Source organism: Kaistella rhinocerotis (assembly GCF_030243905.1).
Lineage (GTDB): Bacteria > Bacteroidota > Bacteroidia > Flavobacteriales > Weeksellaceae > Kaistella > Kaistella rhinocerotis.
The window spans coordinates 154,880-167,561 of sequence record NZ_JASSYY010000001.1 but is presented as its reverse complement, the minus strand read 5'-3'; the positions used below and the strand labels follow the sequence as shown (position 1 = coordinate 167,561).

Here is a 12,682-nt window from a genome sequence, read left to right as displayed (position 1 = left end):
TTTGCAGGCATATTACTACTTACTTCTTGACATCCTAAGTTTTTCGGTTCCCTTTCTGTTCAGTTTTGAGCGCAAGCGGATGTATTTCATCCAGTACTGGAAAGCATTTTTCAGCGCCATTCTGCTTGTCGGGCTGTTTTTTATCGCGTGGGACATCTATTTTACCTACATGAACGTCTGGGGTTTTAACGATGAATATCTGATAGGTTTGAGGATATTCCGGATGCCGCTCGAGGAATACCTTTTCTTCCTGCTGATACCATATGCGAGCGTTTTCATTCATTATTCCCTCGAATATTTTTATCCAAAAATCATACTGAACCAAAAAATCACCAACGCCATTACGTATGTGCTGTTCGCGGTGGGTTTGGGTGTTGCAGTTTTCAATTTAAATAAGATTTATACACTTTGCAGTTTCGGGCTTTTTGCCCTGCTCATGCTGGGTCAGATCATTTTTAAATGGAAAGATGCGAACCGGTTTTACCTAAGTTTCATCATTATTTACATCCCTTTCTATTTTGTGAACAATGCACTTACCGGTAATTACTCGGAAAATCCGGTCGTGTTTTATGATGATACGGAGAACCTTGGAATCCGCGTGGGCACAATGCCTCTCGAAGACAGTTTTTATTGCTTCACACTGCTTTACGGTATTGTTTTGGTCTTCGAATATTTAAAGAATAAATGGAATTATCCACCTTCAAAAGCTGAATATGCCAAGTAAAACCGTCCGCCAGTCCGGAATCTATACGCTCACTTCAGAACAGGTCTTACCGATAACGATGGATGAAGCGTGGGATTTCTTTTCGTTACCCACAAATCTGGATAAGATTACGCCGGCTGACATGAAGTTTTTTATCACCAATAACCCGGGTTCCGAAACGTATGAAGGCCAGATCATCACTTACAAAATTGGTATTTTGCCTTTCATTAAAAGCAACTGGATCACCGAGATCACACATCTGAAAACGCCAGCCGGAATTCATTTAAAGAAAGCTTTTTTCGTAGATGAACAGCGCTTCGGGCCGTATGCAATGTGGCATCACGAGCACCATTTTGAAGAACTTGAAAATGGAAATGTAAAAATGACCGACATCGTAAATTATAAGATGCCGCTTGGATTTCTAGGTCAAATTCTTGCGGGCAAACTGGTTTCCGATAAAGTCACGCGCATATTTGAAGGTCGGCGGCAAATACTCACTAAAATATTAGGCTGATGAAAATTTTTCTCACCGGTGCTACCGGCTATATCGGTAAACGGCTTCTGATCCAGCTTTTGGAAGAAGGCCACACCGTGGTTTGCTCCGTTCGTGACCGAAAAAGGTTCAGCACCAAACTTTACAAAAGTCATCTTGAGCAACTTGAAATAATTGAAAACGACTTCCTGATTGAATCCTCACTTCAGAACATTCCACATGATATTGATTTCGCGTACTATCTGATTCATTCGATGTCTTCAGAAGAGGGTGATTTTGCGGTAAAAGAGAAACAGAGCGCAGACAATTTCAGGAAAGCCTTAGAAAAAACCGCGGTTAAACAAGTCATCTTTCTCACAGGAATCATTAATAATGACAAACTTTCGAAGCATTTGCAGTCGAGAAAAAACGTTGAAGAAGCCCTGCACAGTGAAAAATATGCGCTTACGAGTTTGCGGGCGGGTATAATTGTGGGTTCCGGAAGCGCCTCATTTGAAATCATCCGCGACCTTGTCGAAAAACTGCCGGTGATGATTGCCCCAAAATGGCTCAGTACGAAATGCCAACCTATTGCGATCCGGAATGTCATCCAGTTTCTCATCGGTGTGATGGGCAAAACCTTTACTTACAATCGCAATTTCGATATCGCCGGTGCTGAAGTGTACACCTATAAACAAATGCTGCTACAATATGCGGAAGTCCGAGGTCTCAAACGGCACATTTACACAGTTCCGGTTATGACGCCGAGAATGTCTTCGTATTGGCTTTATTTTATTACCAGCACCACCTATCCGTTAGCAAAAAATCTGGTGAGCAGTATGAAGACAGACGTAATCGCGAAGCCAAATGATCTATCGGCGCAACTGGGAATCGAGTTGTTTTCATACAGAGAAGCCATAGCGCTGGCGTTCGATAAAATAAAGCAAAACGACGTTCTTTCAAGTTGGTACGACTCGTTTTCGGCACCGTTTCACGACCGGAATGTTTGGCAATATCTGGAAGTTCCGGGCAAAGGCACCTTCAAAGATGTCCGGCAGATGAAAGTTGACGACGAAGAGTTGGCTATGGAGCGCATATTCAGCATCGGTGGCAAGCGCGGCTGGTATTATGCAGATTTTCTGTGGCGAATCCGCGGATTCCTGGATCGGCTTGTTGGCGGCGTAGGCGTAAGCCGTGGAAGACGCAATCTAAATGATTTGGAAGCGGGCGATTCGGTCGATTTTTGGCGTGTCCTGTATGCAGACAAAGCCGAGAGAAGACTTTTGCTTTTCGCGGAAATGAAAGTGCCGGGTGAGGCGTGGCTCGAATTCAGAATAAAAGACGGAATCCTGCATCAGGAAGCGACTTTCCGGCCGTTAGGATTATCCGGAAGACTTTATTGGTATTCCGTTTTGCCTTTTCACGGACTTATTTTTAATGGAATGCTGAAGAAGCTGGCCGGGAAATAATAGCTGTGAAAAGAAAAATCTTGCGCTTTGTTGAATTATTTTAAAATTAACGCAACAAAGGCAAGAAATAAGACAGACTGCAATTTCTCTTCATCATTTGTGTTCTGCAATCTCAACAAAGATATTATGCGGATATCAAACACCACTTAACATTTGTTAATTTACTTTAATTTACTTCTTTCCTTGCGAATGCGGGACAGATGAACAGGAGAAATATTGAGCCAGGAAGCGAGATGCTTCAGCGGAACCACATCCAGATAGCGGGAAAAATAGCTTTCGACAAGATCATAATTTTCGCTTGCCTTATTAAAACTTCTTGTATTGCTGAATTTGAGCAGGTTCACGTAATGCTCCTCCATCACAAGTAGTCCGAATAGGGCCCAATCGTGGTATTTTGCGTAAAGTTTCATCAACTTTTCCTTTTCGATCGAATATACCATCGAATCTTCGTAACAGCAGATATCACATTTGCTCACCGTTTGTGAACTGAAACTTTCATACTCCGTGATCACGGTACTTTCCTGCTCCAGCCACATAGTTTTTTCTTCGCCGTCTTTATCTACGAAATAGCAGCGCGTAATAGAATTTTCAACCATAAAAATCCTTTTACACACTTCACCCGCTTTTAAAATGAAGGCTCCGCTTTTACAGTCCCAAACTTCGAATTCATCTAAACCCAGCTCGAGGATTTCCAAATCAAAATCCGGCTTGTATGAAAGCACTTTTGCTCTTGCAAAATCTTTATTCGCTTTGTCTGTTATCATATTATTTTTGTTCTACCGCCACAGAATCATCTCCACGCCCGTCTGCCACGGCGGTTGCATTGCCGTTTTCGTCGATAACAATGAGTTCCGTCCGGCCAATTTGCGACACAAATTCCAACTTATAATTCATCGTTTCTAAAGCTTTTACTGTACTTTGGGGAAAGTTTTTCTCTACCATAACACTTTCCGGAAGCCATTGATGATGAAATTTCGGCGCGTTCACCGCAACATTCGGGTTGAGTTTGAAATCGACGATATTTACAATGGATTGGAAAACAGAGGTCGGAATCGTAGTTCCACCCGGCGTTCCCACGATAATGTATGGCCGGTTATTTTTAAGGACAATTGTGGGCGTCATCGAACTCAGCATCCGTTTGCCGGGCGAAATGGCGTTGGCTTCACCACCCACAGCGCCAAACATATTGGGGACGCCGGGCTTGATTGAAAAATCATCCATCTCATTATTAAGAAAAAATCCCGCACCGGCGACTACCACCTTACTTCCATAGAGCCCATTAAGCGTGGTGGTGACAGCTACTGCGTTTCCGTCTTTATCCACAATCGAAATATGCGTTGTCTCCGCAGATTCTCTTGGCTGCGAGATGATCTTGCCCACGTCAGCACTGGCTGTCGCTTTGGTTTTACTGAAATTTTTCCAGCGGTTTTTTAAATATTCCTCCGAAATCAACATTGTCGTCTGATCCCTGATGAAACCAGGATCGCCCATATATTCTGCACGGTCCGCATACGCACGACGTTCGGCTTCAACCATAATCTGTACAGCTTCCGCGGAGTTTTGCTGATATTGCGACAAATTCTCAAACGCCGACATCTTCAGCATTTGCGCCAGAAGAATTCCACCGCTTGAAGGCAAAGGCATGCAAACAATCTCGGTATCTTTATAGTTAAATGTAAGTGGCGCACGTTCGACAACTCTGTAATTTTTTAGGTCACTAAGCGAAATAATTCCGTTGCCACGCTTCATTTCCGCTACGATCAGTTCCGCGGTTTTACCTTCGTAAAAGCCTTTTGGGCCGTCTTTTCGAATCCGTTTAAGTGTTTCGGCCAGCTCCTTTTGAATCAAAATATCACCCTGTCTCCAGTCGGAATTTTTTTGGAAAACAGTGGGAATTTTATTATGTTCATTAATAAATTGCATTTGATGATTGAGCAAATCCGCTTCCTTTTGAGTGATTGCAAAACCCTGTTCCGCGAGATCGATCGCAGGCTGAATGAGTTTCTCCATCGGGAGATTTGCATGTTTTAATGTAGCATAAAAACCAGCTACAGAACCCGGAACGCCAACAGCCAACCTTCCGTTTTGCGAAAGATCGGTAATTGCATTACCTTTTTTATCGAGGTACATATCCCGCGAAGACTTTGCAGGCGCAGTTTCCCGGAAATCAATGGTGAATTTGTCGCCGTTTCGTTTCACACCCACTAAAAATCCGCCTCCGCCAATATTGCCGGCCTGCGGATAGACCACGGCCAGTGCAAATTGCGTTGCGATGGCCGCATCGTAAGCATTCCCGCCATTTTTCATCACCATCGCGCCTACTTCACTTGCCAGCGGATGTGCCGAGACAACCAAACCTTTGCTTTTCGTGCGGATCTCTTTTACAATGTTGATATCCGTGAATTGGGGATAGGCCAAACTGCTCAGAAACAGACAAATAACAAGTAACTTTTTCATTGAAAGAATTTTATCAAAAGTACTAAAAACAGAAGTGTTCCAAAGCATTATGCGCGTGAACTGGCTGCCTAAACTCTATTCAATAATTTAATGAACGGCAGATTTCGTTTTCCACCCTTATTTTTTTAAATTTGCTTAAAAGCAAACCCTGATATGAACTCCACCACGGAAAAAATCCTCATAACCGGTGCACTCGGCCAGATCGGCACCGAACTTACCAATAAATTAGTAGAAATTCACGGCGCTGAAAATGTGATCGCTTCCGGATTGGACCGGTGGGACAAACACCTCACATCCGCCGGATATTATGAGAGGATGGATGTTTCGAACACGCAGCTGGTGAGACAAATCATTAAAGATTATGAAATCACTACAGTTTATCACCTTGCATCACTGCTTTCAGGAACATCGGAAAAACAGCCACTTTTCGCCTGGAAACTGAATGTGGAACCATTGCTGAATTTTTGTGAGATGGCGAAAGAAGGTTTGCTGAAGAAAATTTTCTGGCCAAGTTCTATCGCCGTATTTGGAACCGGAATTCCCAAAGAAAATGTTGGTCAGGACGTGGTGCTGAACCCAACCACTGTTTACGGAATTTCTAAAATGGCCGGCGAAAAATGGTGCGAATACTACAATACCAAATTCGGTGTTGACGTAAGAAGCATCCGATATCCGGGACTTATTTCCTGGAAAACGCCCGCAGGAGGCGGCACAACCGATTATGCAGTTGAGATTTTTTACGAAGCAGTGGAAGAAGGCAAATACACGAGTTTCATCTCAGAAAGTACCGCGATGCCAATGCTTTACATGGATGATGCCATCAATGCGACTTTGAAGTTAATGCATGCACCGAAGGAAGATCTTACCGTACACACCGCCTATAATTTGGGTGGGATGTCTTTTACACCGCAGGAACTCGCAGCAGAAATCAAAAAAGAAATACCGGATTTCGAAATTGACTATAAACCCGATTTCAGACAGGCAATAGCAGACTCCTGGCCGGCATCGATAGATGATTCGGTAGCGAAGAAAGATTGGGGACTGACATATGATTTTGATGTAACCTCTATGACCCAAGACATGCTTAAAAACCTGAAAGTTAAATTGGGTAAATAAATGCATTTTTTCAGCTTTAAAGCCTTTAAATAATTTCCGCATAACATTGCAAAAAAATTGAGGGCGGCCCTGAAATTTTTTCTATAGTAGGATAAATAATGTCCGTTTGCTTTCGTCGGAAGCTGGGATTTTAATTGTTTTTAAACAGTCAGGTCAGGTATGATTCCAATCATAACGTCATTGATAAATTAATAAACTTTAATTAAATAAGATATTAATTTCGGTAAAATTGCTCGTTTTCATTGGTGATTTAATTTTTTATACTTAGCTTTGAGAGTAAGTTTAACCAAATTAAATTAGTTCTTATGAAAAAAATTTTACTATTTGCCTCATTTTTGGCAATTCCGTTCTTCGGGAACGCGCAAATTTTTCAGGAAAATTTTGACGGAGCAGGACCCGGTTTCTCAGCCTGGACACTGATTGACGTCGATGGTCTTACCCACGATGCCACTGTAGCAGAGTTTGATGCCGGTGCCTGGATCAGAAAAGACCGAGGTGGACCAACTCCGAATTACGGAGGACCGGATAATGATTATGCTGCCATGAGTTCGTCGTGGTACAGCCCTCCGGGAGCTTCGAATGACTGGTTGATTTCGCCACAAATCACACTTCCTGCTGCAAACACTTTTTTGCAATGGGATTCTAAAGCACAGGATGCACTTTATCCCGACGGTTACAAGGTAATGTTGGCTCCGAACGGAGGAAATACCGTAAGCGATTTTACTGTAGAGCTATACAACACTACTGCTGAAAGCGCTACGTGGGTTACACGCACTGTAAATCTCGCAGCCTATTCAGGGACAACAGTACGCGTTGCATTTGTTAATAATTCAAATGATAAGTTTGTCCTGTTAATTGATAACATTTCAGTGAACCTGGCGCCAACTTCGCCTCCTGACTGTGTAACGCAGGTTGCTCCTGCAAACGCGGCAACCGGAATAGATTACACTGCGCCGGTAACCCTTTCCTGGTCTGCCGCTACTACCGGAACTACTCCATCAAGCTACGATGTGTATCTCGGCACTTCGCCAAACCCTACCACCCTGCTTGCGAATGTTACAGGTACAAGTACGGTAGCAAACGGACTCGCTGCTTCTACTACCTACTACTGGAAGGTAATTGCTAAAAACGGCGCCGGAGACGCGACTGGATGTACAGAGTTTTCATTCACTACGATGGACAATCCTTTTGCGCCATATTGCGGACCGATTGCTTTCACATCCAATACGGAACCGATCACACTTGTTAATTTTGCCGGAATAAATAACACAACTTCAGAAACGGTAAACGGAACGCCGGATCACGAGAACTTTACAAGTATTGTAGGCGACGTAACACAGGGAAGCTCTCACACCATTACGCTAAAAGGCAATACAGACGGAAACTTCACCAACAGATTCGTGGTGTTTATAGACTGGAACCAAAACGGTGTACTGAATGATGCCGGTGAAGTGTATCAGATCACACAAACCATCGTGAATTCCAGCGGAACAGATGGTGTGCAGGCTGTACAGACCCTGGCAGTACCTACAGATGCAGTGGTTGGTAATACCAGAATGAGAGTGAAAAAGATCTTCGGAACTACCAATTATCTTGACCCTTGCGCAGGAGCTTCATTCGGCCAGATCGAAGATTATACGCTTACCGTGGGTGCTCTTGGCGTAAGCGATCAGGCTAAAAACGCTGTGAAAGTTTATCCAAATCCTGTAGTGGATGTTCTAAACATTGAATCACCGGATAAAGTGAAATCAATAACCGTATTTGACGCTACCGGAAGATCAGTTTCCACACATGTTCTGAATGCATCAAAATCCCAGGTTAATCTTTCAGCATTAGCTTCAGGAGTTTATGTAGTGAATATTGTAACTGACAAAGGTGTACAGACAGTAAAAATGATTAAAAAATAATTTAATCTGAATCAATAGGAAGGCCTGCAATTTAGCAGGCCTTTTTTTGATTTATTTAATTGAAACATTGGTAGTTTATCAAAATATGATTACTTTTGCACCTCGAAATATCTAACAATTTATTTAACATTATGAACAATTACGAAACTGTTTTCATTTTAACTCCCGTTCTGTCTGATACTCAGGTGGAGGAAGCAGTGCAAAAATTCGAAGATCTATTGACTTCACACAATTGCGAGATCGTTGCCAAAGAAAATTGGGGACTTAAGAAACTTGCTTACCCTATTCAGCTTAAGAAGAATGGCTTCTACACGCTGATTGAGTTTAAAGGTGAAGGAACTGTGGTTGCAGATTTGGAACTTGCTTTCAAACGTGATGAAAGAGTCATCCGTTTCCTTACAACAAAATTAGACAAGCACGCGATCGATTACGCCGTGACGAGAAGATCTAAAAACAAATCTGCGAAAGCTTAATTTTAACCCACACAAAAATTTACAACAATGGCAATAGACGATATGGCTAAACAAGCCTCAGCCGGTGGAGAATCTGAAGTAAAATTCCTTACTCCGCTTGACATCAATACAAAAACAGACAAAAAATACTGCCGATTCAAAAAATACGGAATCAAGCATGTAGATTATAAAGACGCTAACTTCCTTCTTCAGTTCGTAAACGAGCAGGGTAAAATTTTACCAAGAAGATACACAGGAACTTCTTTGAAATACCAAAGAAAAGTTTCCGCAGCCATCAAAAGAGCAAGACACCTTGCGATGATGCCTTACGTAGCTGACTTGCTTAAATAAAAAAAAATTGCAATTAGCCATTAGTTTTTCGCTTTTGGCTTTTTGTTGCTGAATACTAATTAATTCTAACTGTTTTAGATATTAGACTTTAGATTTTAGCCATTAGATCTACGATTCGTTTCCTATTTTTAATTTCTAAGCTCTAGCTTCTAACCTCTAAAATCTAAACAAGACAACAACAATGGAAATTATCTTAAAAAAAGACGTAGAAAACTTAGGACTTGAGTTTGATACAGTAAACGTAAAACCTGGTTACGCAAGAAACTATTTGCTTCCACAGGGATTGGCACTTTTGGCTACGCCAAAGAACAAAGCGAATCTTGAAGCAACTCTTGAAGCACGTAAAGATGAAGAAGCGAAATTGGTAGCAAACGCTAACGCGATCGTTGAGCAACTGAAGAAAACAAACATCACTATCGCTACCAAAGTAGGTGCAGGTGACAAACTTTTCGGATCTATCAACAATGCTGACCTTTCAGACGAACTTTCGAAAGCAGGTGTAAACGTTGACAAAAAATACATCAAAATTCCAGGGAACACAATCAAGAGAACTGGTAAAGTAGAAGCAATCATCAGACTCCACAGAAATGTAGAGCACACATACGAGTTCGAAATCGTATCTGATGCGCCTCCTGCACCGGCAGCTCCGAAAGCAGCTCCTGCGAAAAAGCAGACAGAAGAGGAAACTACTTCAGAAGAAGCTTAATTCTTCCACAATATTTTTAAAAGAATCCGGTAAATTTATTTGCCGGATTCTTTTTTTGTGTTTGTTCAGCGCTGATTTTTAATTAAAAGGTTATTTTTGTTTATGCTTCGGATCCTCGTTTACTTAAGACGCAGTTTAAAAAAAGCGTTCGACAACCTTCACAATGAAAAGCTAAAACATAATCTGCTGCAGGCCATTCCGTTCTGGATTGGCTCGCTGATCACCGGCGTATTTGCGGTGATGTACGCGAAAATATTCACCTGGGGCGAAAAACTAATGAATTTTATCCTCGACTGGAACGCGTGGATGATTTTCATAATTGCACCGATTGGTTTTGTACTGTCCTGGTGGTTGGTGAAAGAATTTGCGCCCTATTCCAAAGGCAGCGGAATACCGCAGGTGATGGCAGCCGTAGATTTGGCCAATCCGCGCGAACACAAAAAAATCCGGAATCTATTAAGCTTAAAGATCATCATCCTTAAAGTTCTGTCGAGCCTCTCGCTGATCATCGGAGGTGGCGCGGTGGGCCGCGAAGGCCCGACGATACAGATTGCAGGCTCCGTTTTCCGGAAAGTAAATGAATACCTGCCGGAATGGTGGCCGAAAATATCGAAGAAAAACATGATTATGACTGGCGCGGCGGCCGGTCTTTCAGCGGCATTCAATACGCCGCTGGGCGGAATCGTGTTCGCGGTAGAGGAACTTTCGAAGACGCATATCAATTACTTTAAAACCGCTTTGTTTACCGCCGTCATCATCGCCGGCCTCACTGCCCAGACGCTTGCCGGTTCCTATCTCTACCTTGGTTATCCCAAAACATCAGATGTAGCTTTGACTGTAATGTTTCCCGTGATGCTGGTTTCAGGTGTTTCGGGTGTTTTTGCAAGCCAGCTTTCGGTCTTGATGCTTAAAATAAATGCCTGGAAGAAAAATTTAAAAACACAGAGGGCACATATACTATTTCTTGTGCTGTCCGCGCTTTTCATCGCGTCACTCGCCTACTTTGTCAACCGTGAAATTCTTGGCTCAGGAAAGGAAATCATGGACAGGACGCTCTTCAGCGACGATAAACATGAAGAGTGGTACATGCCGTTGTTTAGGATGATCGGGCCCGCAGTTTCGTTCACTTCAGGCGGTGCCGGCGGTATCTTTGCACCGGCCCTCTCTGCAGGCGCGAGTATTGGATCCGTGATTTCAGGTTGGATTGAATTGACGCCGAACGAGACCAATGTGGTGATCCTTTCCGGAATGGTCGCATTTCTCACGGGAATTACGCGCGCACCATTTACATCTGCGATTATCGTACTTGAAATGACCGACCGTCATTCGCTTATATTTCATCTGATGCTTGCCGGAATGGTTTCTTCGATTGTTTCACTAATGATCAGCCGCAGGTCATTATATGACGCCCTAAAAACAACATACCTGGCAGAAATAAGAAGCGAGACCGCACTGGAAAATTCAAATAAAAAAATCCGACAATAAATTATCGGATTCTATTTTATGTAAAAAAATTTGCGTTTAGTATTTCGTAAGCCTTTCTTTAATGTTCCCCAAAATATCCGGGAAATAAAGGTCTGAAAGATGCTCAAACTCGTCACCGCGCATAAACATTGAAGCATCTACCTCATCATATGAACTGCGACCGGCTGCGGCAATCAGTTCATTACATGTACGGAGCGTATTTTTATGGAAATGATACACACGTTCGCTCTTATCAGTGACATCAAGGCCTTTGATGAGCATTTTGTCCTGAGTAGCAACGCCGGTTGGACAGTTATTCGTATTACATCTCAAAGCCTGAATGCAACCCAGTGCGAACATAAAACCGCGCGCGTTGTTACACATATCTGCACCCATCGCCACAGCGCGCAGGATATCAAGAGCTGTAAGCACTTTTCCGCTCGCAATAATCCTGATCTTATCACGCAGATTAAGATCTTTTAAGGTTCTGTTGACAAAGATCAGCGCAGGCTCCAGTGGCATACCAACACCATCCGAAAATTCCGGCGGAGCAGCTCCAGTACCGCCTTCCGCACCGTCTACGGTGATGAAATCCGGATAGATCTTCAGTACATTCATTTGGACGCAAATGTCCTCAAACTCTTTGGTATCACCGATGCAAAGCTTAAAACCAACAGGTTTTCCTCCTGAAAGTTCGCGCAGTTGCTGCACAAATCTCAATAAACCAGCCGGATCAGAAAATGCCGAGTGTGATGGCGGAGAAATAATCGTCAGTCCAGGACGTACATGTCGGATTGCCGCGATTTCGGGCGTATTCTTCGAACCCGGCAATACGCCACCATGGCCTGGTTTCGCGCCTTGTGAAAGCTTGATTTCAATCATTTTCACGTTGGGCAACGAAGCATTTTTAGTAAAGATTTCAGGTGAAAAACGTCCGTCATCATCACGACAGCCAAAATATCCGGTACCGATTTGCCAGCACAGGTCACCGCCTTCCAGATGATAAGGTGAAATTCCGCCTTCACCTGTATTGTGGTAAAACTGACCTTTTTTTGCGCCTTTGTTAAGTGCCATCTGGGCCCGGTCGCTCAGGGAACCAAAACTCATCGCAGAAATATTAAACAATGAAGCCTCGTATTTCTGTGTACACTGCTCGCCGCCTACCCAAACTTTGGGTAACTCTTCGTTCGGTGACTTTGCGTAAATGGAATGTTTTATCCCTTCATATTTCCGGTGGTTCACTTCCAGCTGCGTCCCGAACGGCACAGTATCGCTGATGTTCTTGGCGCGTCTGTATACTGCGGATCTTTCGTTTCTCGGGAATGGTTTACCGTCTGTTTCACGCTCGATGAAATATTGCTGCATTTCGGGGGAGATACTTTCGAAAAAATAACGGAAGTAACCCAAAACCGGAAAATTCCGCAGGATTGCATGTTTAGTCTGGAAGGCGTTGTAAATCCCAATTGCGTAGATGCATGTCAGCAGAATCGGGATCCAGTAGTGTGCTCTTATGAGAAGTGAGATTGCCCACACCAAAATAAGCACGATAATACCATATTTAATGAACTTGTCTCTCATTATTATT

Annotated in this window: 12 protein-coding genes; 9 read left to right on the top strand and 3 right to left on the bottom strand. The window is 43.1% G+C overall.

Annotation, left to right across the window (positions count from 1 at the left end):
* Window position 1 precedes the first annotated feature (1 nt).
* The 3 genes from QEP06_RS00765 to QEP06_RS00755 are packed head-to-tail and all read left to right on the top strand — an operon-like array spanning window position 2 to window position 2,644.
* On the top strand, window positions 2-724 hold the full coding sequence (locus QEP06_RS00765; protein WP_285268648.1) for a lycopene cyclase domain-containing protein: 723 nt from the start codon (window positions 2-4) through the stop codon (window positions 722-724).
* Window positions 714-1,217 (top strand): SRPBCC family protein, encoded by a 504-nt coding sequence (locus tag QEP06_RS00760; RefSeq protein ID WP_285268647.1) that lies wholly within the window; start codon window positions 714-716, stop codon window positions 1,215-1,217. The genes QEP06_RS00765 and QEP06_RS00760 overlap by 11 nt, the downstream gene beginning before the upstream one ends.
* The gene (locus QEP06_RS00755) at window positions 1,217-2,644 is read left to right on the top strand and encodes an SDR family oxidoreductase (RefSeq protein WP_285268646.1); all 1,428 of its coding nucleotides are present in this window, start codon (window positions 1,217-1,219) and stop codon (window positions 2,642-2,644) included. Before QEP06_RS00760 ends, QEP06_RS00755 begins: the two co-directional genes overlap by 1 nt.
* A gap of 161 nt (window positions 2,645-2,805) precedes the next feature.
* Here the strand turns inward: QEP06_RS00755 and QEP06_RS00750 are convergent, their stop codons facing one another.
* Both QEP06_RS00750 and ggt read right to left on the bottom strand, forming a co-directional pair.
* Entirely contained in the window at window positions 2,806-3,408 is a 603-nt protein-coding gene (locus QEP06_RS00750) for a Crp/Fnr family transcriptional regulator (protein WP_285268645.1), read from the bottom strand.
* Window position 3,409: 1 nt separating this feature from the next.
* Window positions 3,410-5,101: a gamma-glutamyltransferase gene (gene ggt, locus QEP06_RS00745; RefSeq protein ID WP_285268644.1), complete on the bottom strand. Its 1,692-nt coding sequence runs from the start codon at window positions 5,099-5,101 to the stop codon at window positions 3,410-3,412.
* A gap of 153 nt (window positions 5,102-5,254) precedes the next feature.
* On the opposite strand from ggt, the gene QEP06_RS00740 reads away from it, so the two are divergent.
* From QEP06_RS00740 to QEP06_RS00715, 6 genes are all read left to right on the top strand, one after another.
* Complete coding sequence (locus tag QEP06_RS00740; RefSeq protein ID WP_285268643.1) at window positions 5,255-6,217, top strand: NAD-dependent epimerase/dehydratase family protein; 963 nt, start codon at window positions 5,255-5,257, stop codon at window positions 6,215-6,217.
* A 305-nt stretch (window positions 6,218-6,522) separates the two neighbouring features.
* A complete protein-coding gene (locus QEP06_RS00735; protein ID WP_285268642.1) occupies window positions 6,523-8,124 on the top strand; it encodes a T9SS-dependent choice-of-anchor J family protein in 1,602 nt (533 codons plus the stop codon).
* Between the two features lie 131 nt (window positions 8,125-8,255).
* Window positions 8,256-8,597 carry a 30S ribosomal protein S6 gene (gene rpsF, locus QEP06_RS00730; protein WP_251833564.1) on the top strand — a complete coding sequence of 114 codons (342 nt, stop codon included), beginning with the start codon at window positions 8,256-8,258 and terminating at the stop codon, window positions 8,595-8,597.
* 27 nt (window positions 8,598-8,624) lie between these two features.
* Complete coding sequence (rpsR, locus tag QEP06_RS00725) at window positions 8,625-8,927, top strand: 30S ribosomal protein S18 (protein ID WP_015806249.1); 303 nt, start codon at window positions 8,625-8,627, stop codon at window positions 8,925-8,927.
* Window positions 8,928-9,108: 181 nt separating this feature from the next.
* Window positions 9,109-9,633 carry a 50S ribosomal protein L9 gene (gene rplI, locus QEP06_RS00720; RefSeq protein WP_251833565.1) on the top strand — a complete coding sequence of 175 codons (525 nt, stop codon included), beginning with the start codon at window positions 9,109-9,111 and terminating at the stop codon, window positions 9,631-9,633.
* A gap of 102 nt (window positions 9,634-9,735) precedes the next feature.
* On the top strand, window positions 9,736-11,118 hold the full coding sequence (locus QEP06_RS00715) for a chloride channel protein (protein WP_285268641.1): 1,383 nt from the start codon (window positions 9,736-9,738) through the stop codon (window positions 11,116-11,118).
* Window positions 11,119-11,154: 36 nt separating this feature from the next.
* On the opposite strand, the gene QEP06_RS00710 is transcribed toward QEP06_RS00715, so the two are convergent.
* Window positions 11,155-12,675: an FMN-binding glutamate synthase family protein gene (locus tag QEP06_RS00710; RefSeq protein ID WP_251833567.1), complete on the bottom strand. Its 1,521-nt coding sequence runs from the start codon at window positions 12,673-12,675 to the stop codon at window positions 11,155-11,157.
* Window positions 12,676-12,682 lie beyond the last annotated feature (7 nt).

What these genes read in the sequence shown, in the direction of transcription:
- rpsR (WP_015806249.1), top strand. Translation starts at nt 8,625, where the DNA reads ATGGCAATAGACGATATGGCTAAACAAGCCTCAGCCGGTGGAGAATCT.
- QEP06_RS00715 (WP_285268641.1), top strand. Translation starts at nt 9,736, where the DNA reads ATGCTTCGGATCCTCGTTTACTTAAGACGCAGTTTAAAAAAAGCGTTC.
- QEP06_RS00735 (WP_285268642.1), top strand. Translation starts at nt 6,523, where the DNA reads ATGAAAAAAATTTTACTATTTGCCTCATTTTTGGCAATTCCGTTCTTC.
- QEP06_RS00750 (WP_285268645.1), bottom strand. Translation starts at nt 3,408, where the DNA reads ATGATAACAGACAAAGCGAATAAAGATTTTGCAAGAGCAAAAGTGCTT.
- ggt (WP_285268644.1), bottom strand. Translation starts at nt 5,101, where the DNA reads ATGAAAAAGTTACTTGTTATTTGTCTGTTTCTGAGCAGTTTGGCCTAT.
- QEP06_RS00740 (WP_285268643.1), top strand. Translation starts at nt 5,255, where the DNA reads ATGAACTCCACCACGGAAAAAATCCTCATAACCGGTGCACTCGGCCAG.
- QEP06_RS00760 (WP_285268647.1), top strand. Translation starts at nt 714, where the DNA reads ATGCCAAGTAAAACCGTCCGCCAGTCCGGAATCTATACGCTCACTTCA.
- QEP06_RS00755 (WP_285268646.1), top strand. Translation starts at nt 1,217, where the DNA reads ATGAAAATTTTTCTCACCGGTGCTACCGGCTATATCGGTAAACGGCTT.
- QEP06_RS00710 (WP_251833567.1), bottom strand. Translation starts at nt 12,675, where the DNA reads ATGAGAGACAAGTTCATTAAATATGGTATTATCGTGCTTATTTTGGTG.
- rplI (WP_251833565.1), top strand. Translation starts at nt 9,109, where the DNA reads ATGGAAATTATCTTAAAAAAAGACGTAGAAAACTTAGGACTTGAGTTT.
- rpsF (WP_251833564.1), top strand. Translation starts at nt 8,256, where the DNA reads ATGAACAATTACGAAACTGTTTTCATTTTAACTCCCGTTCTGTCTGAT.